The sequence below is a fragment of the Streptomyces sp. NBC_00273 genome, from assembly GCF_036178145.1.
GTDB lineage: Bacteria > Actinomycetota > Actinomycetes > Streptomycetales > Streptomycetaceae > Streptomyces.
In genome coordinates this window covers 9,120,520-9,140,384 of sequence record NZ_CP108067.1, presented here as the reverse complement: position 1 = coordinate 9,140,384, position 19,865 = coordinate 9,120,520, and the positions used below count along the sequence as shown (strand labels likewise).

Below are 19,865 nucleotides of genomic sequence, written 5' to 3'. Positions count from 1 at the left end.
CGCACCGTCCGCGGTCCAGCGGCCGGCGTCGTGGCGGAGGTCCAGGCTCCGGGTCGCGATTCAGCCGACCTGGATTCCGATGACGCAGGTGTCGTCGTCCGTGTCGGACCGGCTCTCGGCGAGCAGGCGGTCCAACTGCCGGTCCAGGTCTCCGGCGCCGGCGGCCGCCGCGTTCATGAGGTGGCCGAGCGAGTCCTGCACCGAGGAGTCCCGCCGCTCCACCAGCCCGTCCGTGTACATCAGCAGGGTGTCGTCCGGTTCGAGCAGTACCTCCCGCTCGGCGTAGGTCACTTCGGGGAGCGCGCCGAGGAGCAGGCCTCCGATGAGCGGGAAGGCTTCGGCCTCGCCGCCGCGGACGAGTACGGGAGGCAGATGCCCGGCTCGTGCCCATCGCAGCACCCTGGTTCGGGGGTCGAAGATCCCGCAGACCGCGGTGGCCGTTACGTGCTTGGCGAGGTGGTGGGTGACCGTGTTGAGCCAGGACAGCAACTGGGCGGGGCCCGCTCCGGTCACGGCGAGGCCGCGGAGCGCGTTGCGGAGGACGACCATGCCGGTGGCCGCCTCGATGCCGTGTCCGGCGACGTCGCCCACGGAGAGCAGGACCAGTCCGGAGGGCAGGACCACGGTGTCGTACCAGTCGCCGCCGACGAGGGACTCGGTCTCCGCCGGCCGGTAGCGGACGGCGACGCGCAGTCCGGGTGCTTCGACGGCCGGCGGGGTGGGGGGCATGATCGCGTGCTGGAGCTGTAGGGCGAGGCGGTTGCGTTCGGCGGATTCGGCCTCGGTGTGGGCGAGTTGGTCCCGGGTCGCGGCCAGGGCGACCTCGGTCCAGTGCTGTGCGGAGATGTCCTGGTAGGCGCCGCGGACGGCGTGGAGCCGCTGGTCGGCGTCGAGGACGGGCTCGGCGACGACGCGGATGTGCCGGGTGATGCCGTCCGGCCTGCGCAGGCGCAGGTTGACGGAGGACGGACGGCGGTAGCGCAGCACGGCCCGCAGGAAGCGGTCCAGGGCGGCGGAGTCGTCGGGGTGGGCGTAGCCGGGCAGTTCCCGCAGCCGCACGGGCGCGGCGGTGGTCGGCAGTCCGTGCAGCGCGTAGAGCTGCGCGTTCCAGGTGATCCCGCCGGTGACGAGGTTCTCCTCGAAGCCGCCGATCCGGCCCAGGCGCTGGGCGTGCTGGAGGAGGTCGGCCAATCGTGCCGTTTCGTCCTCGACGCGCCAGATCAGCAGGACGGCTGCCCCGTGGCGGCTGACGCTGATGTCCGCGACCGAGGTGAGGGGGATCTGGTCGACGAGCGCGGTCAGGCTCATGCGTTCGGCGCGGAAGGGCTCGCCCGTCGCGTGCACGTGCTCGACGATGTCGAAGAGCCCGCTCTCGCCCCCGGCCATCGGATAGGCCTCCAGCAGCAGCGCGCCGTTCACGTCGCCGCGCGGCCGCCCGGCGGGATCGACGAACCGGCTGCTGGCGTGGCGGATGCGGAAGTCGATCAGCCGGCCCTCGTGGTCGAGTACCGGGGTGAGGACCACGGCGGGGTCGTGCAGGCCTTCGGAGAGGTCGATGAGCTCCGCGACGTCCGGGAGCACCGCGTCGAGCGTGCCGGGATCGCCGGTGGGCGCGGCGTCCATGGTGCGGGCGCACAGTTCGGCGAGGGCCTCGACCTGACGCTCGATCTGCGGGGGCTGCGGCGCCAGGGGCTGCGGCCAGCAGATTTCGAGGACGCCGTGGATCCGTCCGCCGGTCCCGGCCGGTACGGCCATCCGCCCGCCGTCGGGCCGCTGGAGTTGGCCGATCGAGGGAGGTCCGTTCTGCTGGAGCCGGGTGAGGGTGACCAGTCGGCGCTCGTGCAGTGCGAGGCGGGCGACGGTGGAGACGCCCGGGGGTACGTGGCGCCAGCGCGCGGCTTCCCCGGGCGGGAACCCGGCGTGGCCGGCGAGGGCCAGGGAGCCGTCGGGTGCCGCGCTCCAGACGGCGACGGCGTCCGCGCCCAGCGGTCCGAGGGCGTTTGTCAGGAGGGACTCGGCCACCGCCTGGGTGTCGTCGGCGGCGGCCAGTACCCCGCTTTCGGCCGTGCGGAGCCGCACGGAGACCGTGGTGGCCTCGGCCGGTTCCGGCGCGCCGGTGCGCCGGGCGAACGCCGCGGCGACCTCGCTGACGTGGTCGCGGGAAGCCTGGTTGACGATGTCGGCGGCGAGTTCGAGCGCGGACAGCCCGGTCTCGCGGGACAGGTCGTCGAGCTGGCGGGCCGCCGCGGCGGGGGTGCAGCTCAGCTGTCCGATCAGGATGCCCTTGGCCAGCTCGATCAGGGCCCTGCCGTCCGCAGCAGCGTGCGCCGCCCGCACCTCGCGGCGGAGCCGTTCGACGGTGGCGACCAGGCGCCCCAGGGGTGTCGGCGCAGGGTGCGGGGCCGGGTTCGAGGACGGCTCCTCGGCGGCCGTTCCGGGGGCCGTTCCCGCAGCCGTTCCCGCAGCCGTGACCGGGACCGTTCCCGCGCCCGTTCCCGGCGGGCGGGCGTCGTCGTGGCGCCGTGTGCCGGGGGTCATCCGGTGAGCCAATGCCGGACGCGGGCGATGAGGTCGTCGGCGTCGACCGGCTTGGTCACGTAGTCGCTGGCTCCGGCGGCGAGACTCTTCTCGCGGTCGCCCGGCATCGCCTTGGCGGTGACCGCGATGATGGGCAGCCCCGCATAGGCGGGCATCCGCCGGATCTCGGCCGTCGCCGCGTAGCCGTCCAGTTCCGGCATCATCACGTCCATCAGGATCAGGTCGACGCCCTCGTTGCGGATGAGGGTGTCGATCCCCTTGCGGCCGTCCTCCGCGTGGAGGACGCGAACACCGTGCAGTTCCAGCACCCCGCTGAGCGCGAACAGGTTGCGCGCGTCGTCGTCGACGACGAGGACGGTGCGGCCGGCCAGGTCGTCGTCGACGGGATGGGCGTTCTGCCGGTCCTGCGCCTCCTCGTGGACGAGGGGCAGCACGTCCCCCGGCCGCTCTGCGGACAGGTGCAGCACGATGCGTTCTCGGAGCTCGTCCAGGCTCGACAGCAGTTCCAGCCGGCGCGACGCGGCCCGGTCCCGCAGCGCCCGGTCCTGCCCTGTCTTCAGGCGGGGGTTGTTGTGCGCGAGGACCGGGAGGGAGGAGAGCGCCGGGTCTCCGTCGAGCGCGTCGAGGAAGCGCAGGGCCTCGCCGCCGGGCATGTCGAGTTCGAGGACGACGCAGTGGAAGGAGTGCGAGGCCAGGGCGGCGGCGGCTTCCCGCGAGCTCGTGGCGTTGACCACCTGGACGCCCTCGCGCTGGCCCGCCGGCGGCAGGTGGTCGGGGGTGAGGTCCCGGTCGGCGCTCTCGGCGACGAGGGAGAGCAGGCCTCGGGGACGCTCCTCGATCACCAGAAGACGGCGGGGCCGCCGCTGCTGCGGTACCGGAGCGGTCGCGCCGACGGCGCCGGCCGGTACGGGACGTCCGGCGGCGGCAGCGTGCCGGGCCGCCGCGGCGTCCTCGGGGAGGGGTTCCTCCTCGTAGTCCGCCCGGCTGACCGGCAGGTAGAGGGTGAAGGTGCTGCCCTGGCCCGGTGTGCTCTCCGCGATGACGGCACCACCGAGGAGTTGGGCGATCTCGCGGCTGATGGAGAGCCCGAGCCCGGTGCCGCCGTACTTGCGGCTGGTGGTGCCGTCGGCCTGTTGGAAGGCGCCGAAGACGGACTCCAACTGCTGCTCCGGGATGCCGATGCCCGTGTCCCGCACCCGGAAGGCGAGCAGGGGCGCGCGGCCGGGGAGCCCGGAGGGAACCTCGGCCGGCGCCGCGGGTTCGATCCGCAGCTCGACGCCGCCGCGCTCGGTGAACTTGACCGCGTTGGAGAGCAGGTTGCGCAGGATCTGGCGCAGGCGCGCGTCGTCGGTGAGCAGGTCGGCCGGGGCGTCGGGGGCGGTGGTGACGGTGAAGTCGAGGCTCTTCTGCGTGGTCAGCGGGCGGAAGGTGGCGTCGACGTACTCCAGCAGCTGCGGCAGGTCCACCCGCTCGGGGTTGACGTCCATCTTCCCCGCCTCGACCTTCGAGAGGTCGAGGATGTCGTTGATCAGCTGCAACAGGTCCGAGCCCGCCGAGTGGATGATGCCCGCGTACTCGACCTGCTTCGGGGAGAGGTTGCGGGTCGGGTTCTGGGCGAGCAGCTGGGCGAGGATGAGGAGGCTGTTGAGCGGGGTCCGCAGCTCGTGGCTCATGTTGGCCAGGAACTCGGACTTGTAGGTGGAGGCGCGCGACAGCTGCCGGGCGCGGTCCTCCAGTTCCTGCCGGGCCTGTTCGATCTCCAGGTTCTTGGCCTCGATGTCGCTGTTCTGGCTGGCGAGGAGGGCCGCCTTCTCCTCCAGCTCGGCGTTGGAGCGCTGCAGTTCCACCTGCTGGACCTGGAGTTCCTCGGAACGTGCCTGGAGCTCCCCGGTCAGCCGCTGGGACTCCTCCAGGAGTTCGTCGGTACGGGCGTTGGCGACGATGGTGTTGAGGTTGACCCCGATGGTCTCCATCAACTGGCCGAGGAAGTCCCGGTGCACGGGGGTGAAGGCGGAGAAGGAGGCGAGCTCGATCACCCCGAGGACCTGGTCCTCCACGACGATGGGCAGGATGATCAGGCTGCCCGGGGTGGTGTGGCCGAGCCCCGAGGAGATGACGTAGCCGGCGGGGACCTGGTCGGTGGCGATGATCCGGTGGCTGCGCGCGGCCTGCCCCACGAGGGACTCCCCGAGGGCGAAGCCGGTGCCCTCGCCGGTGCCCGCGGGGCGGCCGTAGGAGCCGACCAGGATGAGCAGGGGGCCGGCGGGGCCGTCCTCGGCGAGGTAGAAGGCCCCGTACTGGGCGGCGACGAGCGGCGTCAGTTCGTCCATGACGAGTTCCGCGACGGCGGCGAGGTCCCGGTGGCCCTGCATCAGGCCGGAGATCCGGGCCAGGTTGGACTTGAGCCAGTCCTGCTCCTGGTTGGCCCGGGTGCTCTCCCGCAGCGAACCGACCATGGAGTTGATGTTGTCCTTGAGCTCGGCGACCTCGCCCGAGGCGTCGACGGTGATCGAGCGGGTCAGGTCGCCCTCGGCGACCGCGCTGGCGACCTCGGCGATGGCCCGGACCTGGCGGGTGAGGTTGCCGGCGAGCTCGTTGACGTTCTCGGTCAGCCGCTTCCACGTGCCGGAGACGCCCTCGACCTCGGCCTGGCCGCCGAGCCGGCCCTCGCTGCCGACCTCGCGGGCGACGCGGGTGACCTCGGCGGCGAAGGAGGACAGCTGGTCGACCATCGTGTTGATGGTGGTCTTCAGCTCGAGGATCTCGCCCCGCGCGTCCACGTCGATCTTCTTGGACAGGTCGCCGTTGGCGACGGCCGTCGTGACGAGCGCGATGTTGCGGACCTGGCCGGTGAGGTTGTTCGCCATGGAGTTGACGTTGTCGGTGAGGTCCTTCCACGTGCCCGCGACGTGGGGAACCTGTGCCTGGCCGCCGAGCCGGCCCTCGGTGCCGACCTCCCGGGCCACCCGGGTCACCTCGTCGGCGAACGCGGACAGCGTGTCGACCATCGTGTTGATGACGCCGGCCAGCGCGGCGACCTCGCCCTTCGCCTCCACCATGATCTTCTGAGAGAGGTCGCCGCGGGCGACGGCGGTGGCCACCTGGGCGATGGAACGTACCTGGCCCGTCAGGTTGGACGCCATGACGTTGACGTTGTCGGTGAGGTCCTTCCACGTGCCGGAGACCCCGCGGACCGTGGCCTGGCCACCCAGGTTGCCCTCGGTGCCGACCTCGCGGGCCACCCGGGTCACCTCGTCGGCGAACGCGGAGAGCTGGTCGACCATCGTGTTGATGGTGGTCTTCAGCTCCAGGATCTCGCCCCGCGCGTCCACCCGGATCTTCTGCGTCAGATCGCCCTGGGCCACCGCGGTGGTGACCTCGGCGATCGAGCGCACCTGGGCGGTCAGGTTGTCGGCCATGACGTTGACCGACTCGGTGAGGTCCTTCCAGGTGCCGGACACGTCCTTGACGTCCGCCTGACCGCCGAGCCGACCCTCGGTGCCGACCTCCCGGGCGACCCGGGTGACCTCTCCGGCGAAGGCGGACAGCTGGTCGACCATCGTGTTGATGGTCTCCTTCAGCTCCAGGATCTCCCCGCGCGCGGTGACGTTGATCTTCTGCGAGAGGTCGCCCTCGGCCACGGCCGTGGCGACCTGGGCGATGGAGCGCACCTGGGCCGTGAGGTTTCCGGCCATGAAGTTGACCGAATCCGTGAGGTCCAGCCAGGCGCCCCCGACTCCCGGTACGTCCGCCTGGCCGCCGAGCGTTCCCTCGGTGCCCACCTCGCGGGCCACGCGGGTCACCTCGGACGTGAACAGCGACAGTTGGTCGGCCATCCCGTTGAACACGGTGGCGATCTCGCCGAGCAGCCCGTCCGCCGTATCGGGCAGCCGGGTACGGAAGTCCCCGTCCCGTACGGCCGTCAGGCCGGCCAGGAGTTGGCGCAGTTCCGATTCGCCGATCCCGTCCTCGCCGGGGAACTCCGGTGACCCGCCCGGCGCCTCGGTGCCCGCCCGCTCAGCCATCCGCCAACCTCACTTTAGACAACGACCGTGCCGGCACGGTGGACAGGACGTGATGGGGATCCGCGATCGCCGCACGACCGGTGATGAAGGTTATCGTCGACGGAAGCACACCTGATCACCCGGTCACGGAGACGGTGGGGGACGGCGGCCCGGCCGGTCACGACCCGCCGACGGCGTCCTCGACGCTCGGGTGGAGGGAGAGGACCGTATCGGCGCCCGTCAGGGCGAAGAGACGGCGGAGTTGCTCGCCCGGGGCGGCGATGCGCAGCGTAGTGAGGTGGTGCATCCGCAGCAGCAGGTTCAGGAACGAGGAGTCTCCGAAGGTGATGGAGCCCGCGTCCAGGACCACCAGCCCGTGCTGGTCCGCGGCAGAGGCGAGCGCCTCCTGGAGCGGGGCCAGCGTGTCCTGGTCGAGCTCCCCGTGCGCCGCCACCACCCACCCGGCTCCGGCCAGGTAGCTGTCCCCGACGACGCCTTGGTGGTTCGCGTCCCCTGCTCCGGTCATGTCCGCCTCCCCGGATCGTCACCTGTACGGCTTCCGCAAGGGAGTATGCCTGCTCGCCGGCCGATCGAGGGTGCCGAGCCCCGCGGCACTCGCATCCGGAGGTCGGCGCCACCTCTTCGGCGGCAGCCGCGGAGAAAGATTGTTCGCGAGGGGCGTGTAAGGGCGTGAAGTGCGGGCACAAGCGCCCCAGCAGCCGTCAGTCAATCGGGAGGGAACGGCCACCATGTCTCGCTCGGCCACCGTCGCAGGCCCCATTCGTGCAACAGACGCGTACCTGACGCCCGCTGTGCCCGGCGCCGTGGAGGCCCCACGGCAGGACGTGGAACTGCCGGAGGTGCAGAACGCCCGGGAGATGGCGCCCGCCGACGCGCGCGAGCTGTCGAAGCTCTTCTTCTTGCAGCTCGGCGCCCTGGAAGAGGGCACGCGCGAGTACCAGTACGCCCGCAACACCCTGATCGAGATGAACCTGTCGCTGGTTCAGTTCGCCGCGCGGCGCTTCCGCTCCCGCGTGTTGGGCGGGGGTCTGGACATGGACGACATCATCCAGGTGGGGACCATCGGTCTCATCAAGGCCATCGACCGCTACGAGCCCGAACGCGAGGTCGAGTTCTCCACCCTGGCCCTCCCCTACATCACCGGCGAGATCAAGCGCTACTTCCGTGACACCACCTGGGCGGTGCACGTCCCGCGCCGTTTGCAGGAACGGCGTACGGAGCTCGCCAGGGCCCAGGAGGCCCTGACCGAGCTGCTGGGGCGGTCCCCCACGGTCAAGGAGGTCGCCCAGCACCTCGAACTGACCGAGGAACAGGTCGTCGAAGGGCTGGTCGCCGCGAACGGCTACACGAGCGGTTCCCTGGACACCTGCGCCGAGGGCGACGAGCCGTCGACGACGACGAGCCGGACGACGCGTCCGCTGGCGGACCGGCTCGGTGAGGTCGATCCCGCCATGGAGCTCTTCGAGGAGTTCCACACCCTGGCGCCCCTGCTGGAGCAACTGGACGAACGTGACCGGACGATCCTGCGGCTGCGCTTCGGCGAGGACAGGACGCAGGCGGAGATCGGCGCGGAACTGGGCATCTCACAGATGCAGGTCTCGCGCCTGCTGTCGCGGACCCTGGCCCGGCTGCGCGCCGGAATGCTCTCGGTGTAGGCAGCGGGCATGCCCTCACCCCACCGGAACGACGGATCCGTCCCGCCCGTCCCCCTCGTCCCGCCCGTCGGCGCGCAGGCGCTCTACGACGACGGGACGTGGGCGGACGCGGTCGTGCGGAGCGCCAACGCCTCGACGGGTACGGCGGCGACGCTGACCGCCCGGCCGTTGCGCGACCGCCCCGGTGCCCTGCTGAGCGGCAGCTGCGACCTCGACACCCGGGCGATCCTGGGCGCGGCGCTCGGCGTCGTCACCCGGATCCCCGGCCCGGTCGTCCATCTCGACCTCTCCGCCGTGCCCTTCCTGGACACGGCCGCAGTGGCCGCCCTGGTGCAGGCCAACGCCACCGTTACCGGCCAGGGGCGTCGCCTGCTGCTCCACCACCCGCCATACTCGCTCCGCAAGCTCGTGGAGATGTTCCCGGACGAATGCGCCGCGCTGGAGGTCGCAGCATGATCCGTCTTCCTGCGTCCGGCGCCTCCGGGGCCTTCGTCCACCCCGCCCTCTTCTACCGGGGTGAGGCGGACTACCTGGCAGGCGTGGGCGGGTTCGTACGGGCCGCCCTCGCGGCCGACGAGCCGGTGCTCGTGGCCGTGCCCGGCCCGCGGCTGGACGCCCTGCGCGAAGACCTCGGCACCGCCGCGACCGGGGTCACCTGGACGGACATGACGCACCTGGGCCGCAATCCCGGCCGCATCCTGGCCGCCCTGCAGGAGTTCGCCGACCTGCACGCGGGCCGGCCGGCCCGGATCGTGGGCGAGCCGATCTGGCCCGGTCGCTCGCGGGCCGAGGTGCTGGAGGCCACGCGTCACGAGGCGCTCATCAACACCGCCTTCGCGGGGCGGCAGGCCGCCGTCCTGTGCCCGTACGACGTCCTCGGCCTGCCGGCCGCCGTGGTGTCCGATGCCCGGCGTACGCATCCCACGCTGCTGGAGGACGGCACGACCCTGACGAGCCCGGACTACGCGGACGCCGCGTCGGTCTGCGCCGACTGCGACGACCCCCTGCCCGAGCCCGACGGCGCTGCGCCCTGGCTCGCCTACACCCGCGGGCAGCTGGGCGAGGTGCGTGCGTACGCCGAGGCCTTCGCCCGGGGCGCGGCCCTGAGCGCGGCGCGGCGCGGCGACCTCGTCCTGGCGGTCGGCGAGGCCGCCGCCAACTCCCTCGCCCACGGGGGCGGGAGCGGCGCGCTCCGGCTGTGGAGCACCGCCGGATCCGGTACGGGTGCGGGTGCCGAGGTCGTGGCGGAGATCCGCGACGGCGGTCACCTCGCCGACCCGTTGGCGGGCCGCCGCCGCCCCTCCCTGGCGTCGGTCGACGGCGGCCGGGGCCTGTGGATGATCCACCAGCTGTGCGACTTGGTGGAGATCCGCGCCTCGGACGGCGGCTTCACTCTGAGACTGCACATGACAATCTTCTGAGCGACCGGCGGTCCCCTTAGACTGTCACTCGCGTACTCGGGTGTCCTCGGCCCCACGGGGCCTGTTCGTTCCCGCGAACAGAGACCAATGTCAACGGTGGGGGTGAAAGACCACAGTGGAAACGATCGGGCCGGAAACCGGCGATCGTAGGCCTGCCGGGTTTTCCGTCGCGGGGCAGCGCCGTCGGCTCGCCCTGGCGGGCGTACGCGGGCCCGTGGCCAAGGGCCGCGACTTCACGCGCCAGGCCCTGCTCGACTGGGGCTGGAGCGGGACCGAGACGTCCGAGGACGCCTTGCTCCTGGTGTCCGAGCTGCTGACCAACGCGTCACTGCATGCGGGGGGTTGCATCGAGCTCGCGCTCTCGGCCGGTGAGGTCCTGCGGATCGAGGTCTTCGACGGCACGACGACGCCGCCCCGCCGCCACCCGTCCCCGCAGCGTGCCCTGCCGGGCGGCCACGGCCTCTACATCGTGGAGCGCGTCTCCGATCGCTGGGGCACGCACACCCATGAGCACGGCAAGGCCGTCTGGGCCGAGATCGAGGCGTCACGGCTGACCTCGGGCAGGTCCACGGGGCTGTGACCCGGCCGGGCCGCGCGGGGCCGCCCGTGCCGCCGGGCCGGGCCGCCCCCGCGTACTCGTCCCCGTACCCGCTTCGTTGCGCGTGACGGGGGCAGGCGCGCGGTATGACATCCCACGCGCTCGACTCCCTGGCCCTGACCCCGGCGCCCGGCCCCGCCTGGCTCCATCTGGCCGTCATCGCGTTCGCCCTCCTCGTCCTGCTCCACAGCCTGGCCCGGCACCGGTAGGCGTCTGCGGAGCGGTGGCCCGACCATGCGGCGGGCGCGGGCGAGCAGGCCGGGGCGGCACGGCACGAATTCTTTCCCCCGGTCCTGTTTGAGCCCCCGATTCGGGGCCAGACGCGTAGATGTCGGCGGGTCGCCGTTTCGAGCGGGGCGGCGACCCGCCGAGATCCGCGGCCGCACGCCGGTGCCCCCTCCCCCCGGGCACCGCGTGCGGCCGCGGTCCTACAGGGTCCTGGCGGCGGTGACCGGCATCGCGGGACGCGGGGCGGGGCCGCCGACGACACGGAAGGGGTACGCATGTCGCACGTCGAGGAGTACGTCGAGGTCAACGTTCCGGCACGGACGGCTTACAACCAGTGGACGCAGTTCGAGGAGTTCCCCGCTTTCATGGAGGGGGTCGAACGCATCGAACAGCGCACGGACACGCTCACCCACTGGGTGACGAACGTGAACGGCGTGCGGCGTGAGTTCGACGCGCAGATCACCGAGCAGTTCCCGGACCGCCGCGTCGCGTGGATGACGGTGGGCGGGGAGACGCGCCAGGCCGGGTTGGTGACCTTCCAGCCGATCGACGCGACCACCACCAAGGTCGTCCTGCACATGAACTGGGTGCCCGAGGGGTTGGCCGAGAGCGCCGCCGACAAGCTCGGCTTCGTCAAGCGCCAGGTCGCCGGGGACCTGAAGCGGTTCAAGCAGTTCATCGAGTCCCGCGGAGCCGAGACGGGCGCCTGGCGGGGCGAGGTCTGACCCCGATGGGGAACGGCCGCGCACGCAGCGGCGTCCGGGCCGCGTCCCGCGGTGGCGGGGGCCGCGAGGTCACGGCGCGCTGCGGGCTGCTGGCCCGCGGGGTGCTGTACGCACTGGTCGGAATGCTGGCCCTGCGCGTGGCCACGGGTGATCCCGGGGGCGGGGGCAAGGAGGCCGACCGCCAGGGCGCCCTCGAGGAGCTCGTGGGAAAGCCCTTCGGCGGCGTCCTCGTCTGGGCCGTGGGCATCGGGCTCGTCGGCATGGTGCTGTGGCGCCTGTCGGAGGCGGTGTTCGGCGCGGCCGGGCCCGAGGGGAACGAGCCGGTGAAGCGGCTGGCCGCGGCGGGCCGGACCGTCTGCTACGCCGCGGTCGCCTTCTCCGTCCTGTCGTTCGCGGCGGGCGGGGGCGGGCGATCCGGAGACCAGCAGTCCCGTGACGTGACGGCGCGGGCGCTGGACCTGCCCGCCGGCCAGTGGCTGGTGGGTGCGGCCGGGCTCGGGATCGCCCTCGCGGGCGCGGTCATCGCGGTGCAGGCGGCGCGGCGCAGCTTCCGCAAGCACCTCGCCATGGGCGGGGTCTCGGCGCGTTGGCGCGCGGCCGTCGGCTTTCTCGGGGTGACCGGCGGCCTGGCCCGGGGCGCCCTGTTCGCGGCGGTCGGCGGTTTCGTCGTGTACGCCGCCGTGCGCTTCGACCCGGCACAGGCGAAGGGCACCGACGACACCCTGAGGTCCTTCGCCCTGACGCCGGCGGGGCCGTGGCTGCTGGTCGCGGTCGCCCTCGGGCTGATGCTCTTCGGGGCGTTCTCCTGGGCGATGGCCCGGTGGCGCGAGGTCTGATCCCGGGCGGGCGGGCCGCTGCACGACCCGTCCGGGCTCAGCGGTGCCACCAGTGCCTGCGGCGAGGGTGTACGGCCCGCCCCAGCCGCAGACCGATGAACACGTACCCGATGAGCGCTCCGGCCGTGTTGAGGATGACGTCGTCGATGTCGAAGACGCGTCCGGTGATCAGGGCTCCCTGGGTGAGCTCCACCAGGGTCATCAGGGCGACCGTCACCACGCCGACCCGCACCAGTCCCCGTGCCGGGGGCAGCAGGACCGGCAGGAGCACCCCGAACGGCAGCCCCAGCAGCAGGTTCCCGCCCAGCTGGCGCACCGCCTCGATCGTCGACGTCCCGTCCAGATAGGCACCGATCGAATGACCGGGTCGGACATTGCTGTGTACGAGGGCCTCCGACGCGGCGGACGGTTCGAGCGTCAGCCGTGCCAGGACCGCGCCGAACAGGACGGTCCCGACGAATGCGATCACCATGGCCAGCGCCCGGACCGCCGGGTGCGCCGGACGGCGTTGCCGCGCGCCGGCCTCCGCTGCTCCTTCCCCGGACTTTCCGGTGTTCTCGGGTCCCTCGAATTCCTCCGGTGCCTCACCACGCCGTCGTGCGTACCTCCATGTCATGCGGGCACGTTTACCCTGTCGGCCGCTGCATACGCGTGGTCCGCCGGCAGTCCGGCACGACCGCACGGCAGTCTCCCCGCATGCACGACGGCCCCGACGGACACGAGGAGGCTTCATGGCACACGATGCCCGAAACGGGCGGAGCGAGAGCGCGGAGGAACGCGCGGACCGGCAGTGGCAGGAGCTCATCCAGGAGATCCGCGTTGCGCAGACGGGCGTGCAGATCCTCTTCGGCTTCCTGCTGACCGTCGCCTTCACCCCGCACTTCCAGGCCCTGCCCCAGACCGACAAGGTGATCTACATCGTGACCGTGGTGCTGGGCGCACTGGCGACGGGGGCGCTGATCGGCCCGGTCTCCTTCCACCGCATCGTCTCGGGCCGCCAGATCAAACCCGAGGCGGTCGCATGGGCCTCTCGGCTGACCTTCACCGGACTCATCCTGCTCCTGGCCACCTGCACGTCCGCCCTGCTCCTGGTGTTGCGGGTGGCCACCGACGACGCCGTCGTGCCGTGGCTGGTCGCGGGAGTACTGGCCTGGTACCTCCTGTGCTGGTTCGTCCTCCCCCTCTGGGCGCGCGTTCGCTACACCGCAGCCGACTGAGCGGCGGACGGCCTCAGAAAGCGGGTGCGGCCGTCGTCGTGTCGGCGCAGCCCAGGACCACGCCGGCAAGATCACCTCGCTCGGCCAGCAACGCGCGTTGGACGCGGGCTCCGTTGCCCCGTTCCAGCAGGGTGGCGATCTCCGCACTCACCCGTTCCTGGTCGCCGTGATCGACGAGCGCCTGGCGGACGTGCTCCTGGAGGGCCCGTACGGCGTCGGCGGGAGCGGTCTCCCGCATCGTCAGGGGATGCAGCAGCGGTCCGTCCAGCCCTGACCGCCCGGCCCGCCAGCCGGCCAGTCGCAGCAGGCCCGTATCGACCCGGGCGGGCGGCTCCCCGGCCCGCCAGGCCCGGGCGGCCGTTTCGACCAGCGCGCGGACGAGAGCGGCCAGGAGCACCGTCGTCCCCGCCTCCAGGCACACGTCCGCGACCCGGATCTCCACCGTGGGGTAGACGGCCGACAGGCGCGCGTCGAAGTAGATCATTCTTTCGTCGTGCAGCACGCCCGTGTCCACCATCGTGCGGACCTGCTCGTGGTAGCGGTCGGCGGACCCGAAGACGTCCACCGGCCCGGCCGAGGGCAACCGGTTCCACACCCGGCTCCGGTAGCTTCCGTATCCGCTGTCCGTGCCCTGCCAAAAGGGGGAATTCGCGCTCATCGCGATCAGTACGGCGAGCCAGGGGCGGATCCTGTCCAGGACGGCCACGCCCTCCTCGTCCGACTCGACCGAGACGTGGACGTGGCATCCGCAGGTGAGCTGCTCCTGCGCGGTCAGACCGAACTGCTCGGCGATCCACTCGTACCGCTGGCCGGCGCTGCGCGAGGGCCGCACGGGCAGGGGTGACGTGCCGAGGGCCGCCACGAGGGCTCCGGCGGACGCCGCGTGCCGGGCCGCCTCCGTACGCCACCGGACGATCTCCTCCCGGAGCTCGCCCATCTCCGTCACGGGCTTGGTGCCGAACTCCACCTGCTCCCTCTGGAGCTCCTTCTCGAAGACGTGCTCCTTCGCTCCCCCGCCCTTGGAACACTCCCCCGTGCAGTGGTCCGCCGCCGCCAGGACCGCGCCCGAGACGGCCAGCGGCTCACCGGTGGCAGCGTCCACCAGCAACAGCTCTTCTTCCACGCCCACGCTTCGCATTCCGCCGCCGCCCATCGCTCCCTGGTTCAGATCGATACAGGTGGCCGCGTTCGAGGTGAGCGCCCCGATGCCGCACGCACCCGCGGAAACCTTGCCGTCTCACGTTCACACGTATCGCGGTCGCGTGCATCCGCCGTCACGGACGGTACCGCCGTGGACGTGCCGAGGTCCCGCACCCGTGGTGGGTGCGGGACCTCGGCGGAGAGGCTGGTGCGCGTCAGCGCTTGAAGACATCCTTCATCTTCTCCTTGGCCTGGCGGGCGTCGCCCTTGGCCTTTTCGGCACGGCCCTCCGTGGTCAGGCGTTCATTGCCCACCGCGCGCCCTGCTGTCTCTTTGAGCTTTCCCTTGGCCTGCTCGGCCTTGGCGCGGCTCTTCTCCTTGTCCGACACAGCTGATCACTCCCTGGGGAATCGAACCGAAATGGGGACTGCGTGCGTCTTACTGCGTCTTTCATCCGGCCGGAATTTCGATGGCCGAAGTCAGAGCCCCGGCATCGCTCGTACGGCGTAGGGCCGACCGACTAGTAGTAGTGGCGCCGGCCGCCGACCGCGTGCCCGACCGAGCCCAAGATCCACAGCACCGCACCGACCACGAGCAGGATGATCCCGATGGTCCACAGGATGGAGATCCCGGTCAGAAATCCGACGAGCAGTAGAATAAGCCCGACAACAATCATGATTTCCTCGTTCCCGCTTCGGAATTCGGCGGAACAGTTGGATCCGCCGGGGCTTCTATGAGGCGTCTACCCTCGAAATCCACTTCTATCGGTTCGATGCCCACCAATTTTCAGTGACGGGAAATCCCGGCGCGTCGAGGGCGCGTTACTCATCCGCGGTGGCTGCCCACCGGGCCTTCGCCGGGCAGCCACGTGATGCCGTAGTAGCTGCCTACTTCCTCGCGGTAGCCGGGGTCCTGGAGGTGCTTCTCCCGGTGGAACTCGGGGGCGTTCTTGATCCGGTCCTTGTCGGCGTTCACGTAGACCTTCTCCTCCTCCAGGTCGATCCGGGACACGGTGCTCGCGGGGAGGAGCACCTCCTTGCCGAAGATCCACACACCGGTGTCGACGACCAGGTAGGCATCACCCACGTCGTAGGAGTGCTTGTCGACCTTCCCGATGTGACCGTCGGTCGCCTCGACCTTGTACCCGGTGAGATCGGCCCAGGTCAGGTGGCCCGATGCCGGCCGGAAGCTCCACACATGCTCGGTCACGCGAAACAACTCCTCCCGGTAGGTGTGACCCGTCGCGTCGCGTTCCCGACCGACCGGTCACGGACGCACCGCGACACGCCGGACCTCCGTCGTGGGGCCCTACGTGTTCACGCGGCTGCCCGCCCTGCCGTCGGCCAAACACCGGAGCGGGCAGCCCGGGGCCCGCCACACGGCCGAAGAGGGACATCGCCCGGTTCGAACCGCGCCTCGCGGCCCAGCGCCGCCGCCCGGTCTACGGTGGAAGGGTCCCGTCCCCCGCCAACGGCAAATGAGGCTGACAGCTGTGTCGACTTCGAGCCACGAGATCTTCGGTTCCCCGTGCTGGGTCAGCCTGCTGGCCCGGGATCTCGAATCCACACAGCGGTTCTACGCCGGGGTGCTCGGCTGGGACTTCCGCCCCACCCACCTCGGCGGGGGCATCATGGTCGCCTTCCGCGACGGGGCGCCCGTGGCGGGCATCGGCGCACTCGCCGGGAGCGCCGGCGCGCCGGTGCTGTGGACGCCGTACTTCGCGGTCGAGGACGCCGACGTGACCGCCTCCCGGATCCTCGAACGCGGCGCCACCATGGCGGTCGGACCCGTGGCCTTCGGCACCGGCCGCATCGCCCTGGCGGCGGACCCCGCCGGGGCCGTTTTCGGCTTCTGGCAGGGCGAGGTCGTACCCGACTGGTCGGTCGGCCGCGGGAGTGCACCCGCCTGGCTGGAACTGCGGACGCGGGACGCGTTCGCGGCCGCCATCTTCTACGGGGAGGTCCTCGACTGGGCCGGTTCGCGTCCCGGCTGCTGCGCGGTCTCCTACGAGCACGCCCACGTCGTCCTGCGCCACGGCCACGACACCGTGGCCCGCATCAGCGGCGGCGCGCTCGAAGAGGCACCGGACCCCGAGGTCCGTCCCCGATGGCACGTCCACTTCCGCGTGCCCGACCTGGAGGCGGTGGTCGAGGCCGCGATCCGGCTGGGCGGCAGGACCGCATCACCCGTACAGACGTCCAGCGTGAGCAGGTCGATCGTCCTCGCCGATCCCGAGGGGGCGCTCTTCACCGTGGTGACACCGCAGGATTGACCGCCCTGACCTGCTCGACCAGGGCGAAGGCCGTGCCGATGGATTCCCCGACAGGAGAGTTCTATCGTGGGAGCGACACCTGGAGCGGCCATGCTCGTCACTTCACCCCCGGCCCATCGCTCCCGGTCACGGAACAGCGGTCGCCACGACCCGTCCGGGCGTGACCCGGCGATATGACCGGGTCGGGCGGGCCCGGTCGGCTGTCGCCCGTCGGACGGATGCGCAGCGCGATACGCCGTGTGCGGGCCGGACACCACTGGGGGCGCATCCAGGACGTCGAACTGTGGCAGCGCTCCCTGGGGTTCTCGGCACTGGGGTTCCTGACGCTGGTACCGCTACTGATCGTCGTATCTGCAGCGGACACCGCCACCGGACAGGGCTTCGCGCAATGGCTGGGGGACGGGCTCGGTGTGTCGCCGGCCGCCAGGGCGGAACTCGACCGGCTGTTCGCGCTGCCCGGCCAGGCATGGCGGACCACGACGGCATTCGGCCTCGCCGTGCTCACCGTGTTCGGGCTGTCCTTCGGGACCATGCTGCAGAGCGGCTACGAAAGGATCTGGGACCTGCCCCCGGCCCGCTGGTGGGCCAAATGGCGGCACGTGGTCTGGCTCGGCGTGCTGGTCGGCGTCTTGTACTTGTCGGCCATCACACCGCCCTGGCGTGAGTCTCCGGCCCGCGGGTTCGTCACGGTGGCCATCGGCACCCTCTTCTTCTGGTGGTCACAGCGATTGTTGCTCGGCGGCCGGGTGGCATGGACCGCTCTCCTGCCCGGGGCGGTCGCCACCATGCTCGCGCTGCTCGGGCTGCGGATCTTCTCCCGGCTCGTCTTCTCGCCGCTGATCGCTTCCAACGCCGTCACGTACGGCCCCTTCGGAACCGTCCTCGTCATCCAGACCTGGCTCGTCGGCGTCGGCGTCGTCATCTTCGGTGGCGCACTCGCCGGCCGTCTGCTCCACGACGGACTACTGCGCCGGTCCGGCCCTCCTCAGCCCGGGTAGACGATCGAGCCCAGCGGCGGACGGGGAACGGGCACGGGGTGGTCCCACGAGTCGTCGACGGACCGAGGCCGGCCTGGCCGGAGCTGAGCCGGAAGTCCGCCGTCACGGGGCCTGTCGCGGTCACGGCCGCCCGTGCGCCGGGCCAGCGGGAGGACCCGGGCGTCACCGCCGTCACGGGCGGGGTCGGCGTGGCCATGCTCGGGCTGGCGGACCGCGCAGGGATCGCATCCGCCGACCTGCTCCGGGAGGTACCCAGGGCGGTGGTTCGCCGTTGGGCAGGCCCGTCCGTCCCGGAGCGCCTTGGCGTGCGGTCCGATCCGCCGTCCCGAAAGCGGCGCCGGCCGGCGGAGTCGCCGGCTAGGACGGCTCCCCACCCCGCACCGGCTCCGCCCCGCGCCATGCCGGGATCAGGGGATCCGCCTGTACGACTGCAACGGGTCTGCGGCGCGGCGTAGATCCCTGGGCGCCAAGGTGCGGACCGTCCGGGAGACTTCGAGCCGTACGCTCGCCGCTGCCAGTGGACGCGAGCGTCAACGGCATTGTCGTACCGCCCTGTTACGGTGCACACGCAAGGGCGCCGGACCCGGGTCACACCCAAGTAGTTGCAGACCACACCCAGGTGATGGGGCGCGGATTGCGGCGTACGGGACACGCGGCATGCGGGTGGGACGGGGGGCCCGCATCCGCTGCTAAGGTGTCATGCGCCCATCAAGTCGGGCTCTCGCATACTGATATTTCAACGGGGTTGACGTGAAGCTTCGCCATGTCCGCGCGGTAGCCGTATTCGGTATCGCAATCTTCGCACTCACCGGAGCCCGTGGCTCCCACGGCGGCAGCTGCGGTGGCAGCAGCCACAGTTCCAGCTCGAGCTCCGGCGGTTCCAGCAGCTCCAGCGGCGGCACCAGCAGCGGCAGCAACGGCACCGACAGCACGAGCGGCAGCACCGGCAGCAGCTCGGGCAGTTCCTCGGTCACCGGCGGGTCCAGCAACAACAAGGCCGAGCGCGACATCAAGATCGACGCGTGCAAGATGGACGCCTCGGGCAAGAACCTCGTGGCCAAGATCACCGTCACCAACAGCGGCTCGGTGGACTACACGTACAACATCACGATGAAGTTCCGCGGGAGCGCCGCCTCGGCGGCGACCCCCGCCCAGGCCAAGGTCGCCGCGCTCACGGTCAAGGCGGGTGCGTCGAAGCAGGCCGATGCGACCACGGCGTACACCGGTAAGGGCGACGGCAGCGAGTACAAGGAGTGCGTCGTCGACAGCGCGTCGAAGAGCGTCCTCTGAGCCGTTCCTGATCGAGTGGAGCCCCCTCTCCCGGACGGTTGGAGCGGGGGCTCCGTCATGTTCGGACGGAGGCGGTCCGGCCGCTGGAGCGGATCACGGACTGACCCGCGCCCGGGCCCGGCCCCGGCCGCGGGCCCGCCGGGCACCGGCGCGGGATCCGACGGGCGTCGGGGTCGGGCCGGAGTCGGTACGTGCCCGGGCGGCGGAACCGCGTCGCCGGTGGAGCAGCGCGTCGAGGGACAGGACCGGCGCGCCGGCGAGGATCAGCGGGGTCCAGGCCAGCAGGTAGATCACGTCCGCACCGAAGTAGTACGGGGTGGTCGACCAGCTCATGGTCAGCCACAGGCTGAGTGAGATCAGGGCACCGCCGAGAGCCGCGATCCGGGTCAGCAGACCGGCCAGGGCGCCCAGTCCGACGGCCAGCTCGCCGGCGGCGATCGCGATGCCGAAGGCGACCGGTCTGGTCAGGGAGAGGTCGATCAGCGCAGGAATGCCGGCGGCGTCCCGCACCGCTTCCATCTGCTGGCCGATCGAGCCGTCGCCAGTGGCGGACAGGAACGCCGGGTCGGTCAGCTTGTCCAGACCGGCGTAGACGAAGGTGACGCCGAGGAAGAGGCGCAGCGGGAGGAGTGCGTACTCGGAGGCTCTCGCACGGAGGCCGGCAGAAGGCGTGTTCATGACCCTCACACGAGGACCCCCGCCATCCGGTTCGACCGTCGGAGCCGGGGGTGTGACCGAGATGCGCGCCAAAGGGGCAACGGGATGATCTTGAAGCCTTGAGCGCCCGTCGGCCGTCACCATTCGGCTCAGTGTCGTTGGTGGTGATGTTGAGCGTCGTCCGGGGCCCGGGGGTGGGTTGTGACATCGATTGAACGGACCGCGCTGAGCATCTGCTGGCGCTGCCAGGAGCGAGCCGGCATAC

General features: G+C 71.5%; 20 protein-coding genes and 2 pseudogenes. 12 read left to right on the top strand and 10 right to left on the bottom strand.

Features of this window, described 5'->3' with window-relative positions:
• Nucleotides 1-60: 60 nt before the first annotated feature.
• The 3 genes from OG386_RS40960 to OG386_RS40950 form a co-directional block, all read right to left on the bottom strand.
• Complete coding sequence (locus tag OG386_RS40960; protein ID WP_328792393.1) at nucleotides 61-2,538, bottom strand: SpoIIE family protein phosphatase; 2,478 nt, start codon at nucleotides 2,536-2,538, stop codon at nucleotides 61-63.
• Nucleotides 2,535-6,563 (bottom strand): HAMP domain-containing protein, encoded by a 4,029-nt coding sequence (locus OG386_RS40955; protein WP_328792392.1) that lies wholly within the window; start codon nucleotides 6,561-6,563, stop codon nucleotides 2,535-2,537. Before OG386_RS40955 ends, OG386_RS40960 begins: the two co-directional genes overlap by 4 nt.
• Nucleotides 6,564-6,720: 157 nt before the next feature.
• Nucleotides 6,721-7,068 (bottom strand): STAS domain-containing protein, encoded by a 348-nt coding sequence (locus tag OG386_RS40950; RefSeq protein ID WP_327387646.1) that lies wholly within the window; start codon nucleotides 7,066-7,068, stop codon nucleotides 6,721-6,723.
• A gap of 223 nt (nucleotides 7,069-7,291) precedes the next feature.
• Here OG386_RS40950 and OG386_RS40945 point away from each other — a divergent pair, with 223 nt between their 5' ends.
• From OG386_RS40945 to OG386_RS40915, 7 genes are all read left to right on the top strand, one after another.
• Nucleotides 7,292-8,218, top strand: a complete 927-nt coding sequence (locus OG386_RS40945) for a SigB/SigF/SigG family RNA polymerase sigma factor (RefSeq protein ID WP_328792391.1) — start codon at nucleotides 7,292-7,294, stop codon at nucleotides 8,216-8,218.
• Nucleotides 8,219-8,227: 9 nt separating this feature from the next.
• Nucleotides 8,228-8,674: an STAS domain-containing protein gene (locus OG386_RS40940; protein ID WP_328792390.1), complete on the top strand. Its 447-nt coding sequence runs from the start codon at nucleotides 8,228-8,230 to the stop codon at nucleotides 8,672-8,674.
• On the top strand, nucleotides 8,671-9,639 hold the full coding sequence (locus tag OG386_RS40935) for a sensor histidine kinase (RefSeq protein WP_328792389.1): 969 nt from the start codon (nucleotides 8,671-8,673) through the stop codon (nucleotides 9,637-9,639). Before OG386_RS40940 ends, OG386_RS40935 begins: the two co-directional genes overlap by 4 nt.
• A gap of 214 nt (nucleotides 9,640-9,853) precedes the next feature.
• The gene (locus OG386_RS40930) at nucleotides 9,854-10,219 is read left to right on the top strand and encodes an ATP-binding protein (protein WP_328792388.1); all 366 of its coding nucleotides are present in this window, start codon (nucleotides 9,854-9,856) and stop codon (nucleotides 10,217-10,219) included.
• A 104-nt stretch (nucleotides 10,220-10,323) separates the two neighbouring features.
• A complete protein-coding gene (locus OG386_RS40925; RefSeq protein ID WP_266601230.1) occupies nucleotides 10,324-10,446 on the top strand; it encodes a hypothetical protein in 123 nt (40 codons plus the stop codon).
• Nucleotides 10,447-10,740: 294 nt separating this feature from the next.
• Nucleotides 10,741-11,190, top strand: coding sequence for an SRPBCC family protein (locus tag OG386_RS40920; protein ID WP_266601228.1), 450 nt, complete (start codon nucleotides 10,741-10,743; stop codon nucleotides 11,188-11,190).
• A gap of 5 nt (nucleotides 11,191-11,195) precedes the next feature.
• Nucleotides 11,196-12,026, top strand: coding sequence for a DUF1206 domain-containing protein (locus OG386_RS40915; RefSeq protein ID WP_328792387.1), 831 nt, complete (start codon nucleotides 11,196-11,198; stop codon nucleotides 12,024-12,026).
• A gap of 37 nt (nucleotides 12,027-12,063) precedes the next feature.
• Here OG386_RS40915 and OG386_RS40910 read toward each other — a convergent pair whose 3' ends face one another.
• Nucleotides 12,064-12,642 carry a VanZ family protein gene (locus OG386_RS40910; RefSeq protein WP_328792386.1) on the bottom strand — a complete coding sequence of 193 codons (579 nt, stop codon included), beginning with the start codon at nucleotides 12,640-12,642 and terminating at the stop codon, nucleotides 12,064-12,066.
• Between the two features lie 115 nt (nucleotides 12,643-12,757).
• On the opposite strand from OG386_RS40910, the gene OG386_RS40905 reads away from it, so the two are divergent.
• Nucleotides 12,758-13,243 (top strand): DUF6328 family protein, encoded by a 486-nt coding sequence (locus OG386_RS40905; RefSeq protein WP_327387638.1) that lies wholly within the window; start codon nucleotides 12,758-12,760, stop codon nucleotides 13,241-13,243.
• Between the two features lie 13 nt (nucleotides 13,244-13,256).
• On the opposite strand, the gene OG386_RS40900 is transcribed toward OG386_RS40905, so the two are convergent.
• From OG386_RS40900 to OG386_RS40885, 4 genes are all read right to left on the bottom strand, one after another.
• A complete protein-coding gene (locus OG386_RS40900; protein ID WP_328792385.1) occupies nucleotides 13,257-14,381 on the bottom strand; it encodes a glutamate--cysteine ligase in 1,125 nt (374 codons plus the stop codon).
• 217 nt (nucleotides 14,382-14,598) lie between these two features.
• A complete protein-coding gene (locus OG386_RS40895; protein ID WP_078909548.1) occupies nucleotides 14,599-14,772 on the bottom strand; it encodes a CsbD family protein in 174 nt (57 codons plus the stop codon).
• Nucleotides 14,773-14,903: 131 nt separating this feature from the next.
• On the bottom strand, nucleotides 14,904-15,059 hold the full coding sequence (locus OG386_RS40890; RefSeq protein ID WP_266601219.1) for a DUF6131 family protein: 156 nt from the start codon (nucleotides 15,057-15,059) through the stop codon (nucleotides 14,904-14,906).
• 149 nt (nucleotides 15,060-15,208) lie between these two features.
• On the bottom strand, nucleotides 15,209-15,592 hold the full coding sequence (locus tag OG386_RS40885; protein ID WP_328792384.1) for a PRC-barrel domain-containing protein: 384 nt from the start codon (nucleotides 15,590-15,592) through the stop codon (nucleotides 15,209-15,211).
• Between the two features lie 334 nt (nucleotides 15,593-15,926).
• Between OG386_RS40885 and OG386_RS40880 the strand changes: the two genes are divergently transcribed.
• The 3 genes and pseudogenes from OG386_RS40880 to OG386_RS40870 form a co-directional block, all read left to right on the top strand.
• The gene (locus OG386_RS40880; protein ID WP_328793535.1) at nucleotides 15,927-16,655 is read left to right on the top strand and encodes a VOC family protein; all 729 of its coding nucleotides are present in this window, start codon (nucleotides 15,927-15,929) and stop codon (nucleotides 16,653-16,655) included.
• Nucleotides 16,656-16,873: 218 nt separating this feature from the next.
• On the top strand, nucleotides 16,874-17,653 hold the full coding sequence (locus OG386_RS40875) for a ribonuclease BN (protein ID WP_328792383.1): 780 nt from the start codon (nucleotides 16,874-16,876) through the stop codon (nucleotides 17,651-17,653).
• Nucleotides 17,654-17,769: 116 nt separating this feature from the next.
• Nucleotides 17,770-17,862 (top strand): annotated as a pseudogene (locus OG386_RS40870) (DUF2975 domain-containing protein); the annotation flags it as partial.
• Nucleotides 17,863-18,342: 480 nt separating this feature from the next.
• Here the strand turns inward: OG386_RS40870 and OG386_RS40865 are convergent.
• Entirely contained in the window at nucleotides 18,343-18,681 is a 339-nt protein-coding gene (locus tag OG386_RS40865; RefSeq protein ID WP_328792382.1) for a hypothetical protein, read from the bottom strand.
• A 1-nt stretch (nucleotide 18,682) separates the two neighbouring features.
• Between OG386_RS40865 and OG386_RS40860 the strand changes: the two genes are divergently transcribed.
• Nucleotides 18,683-18,943, top strand: coding sequence for a hypothetical protein (locus tag OG386_RS40860; protein WP_328792381.1), 261 nt, complete (start codon nucleotides 18,683-18,685; stop codon nucleotides 18,941-18,943).
• 210 nt (nucleotides 18,944-19,153) lie between these two features.
• Here the strand turns inward: OG386_RS40860 and OG386_RS40855 are convergent.
• Nucleotides 19,154-19,621, bottom strand: a pseudogene (locus OG386_RS40855) (DoxX family protein); the annotation flags it as partial.
• Between the last annotated feature and the right edge of the window lie 244 nt (nucleotides 19,622-19,865).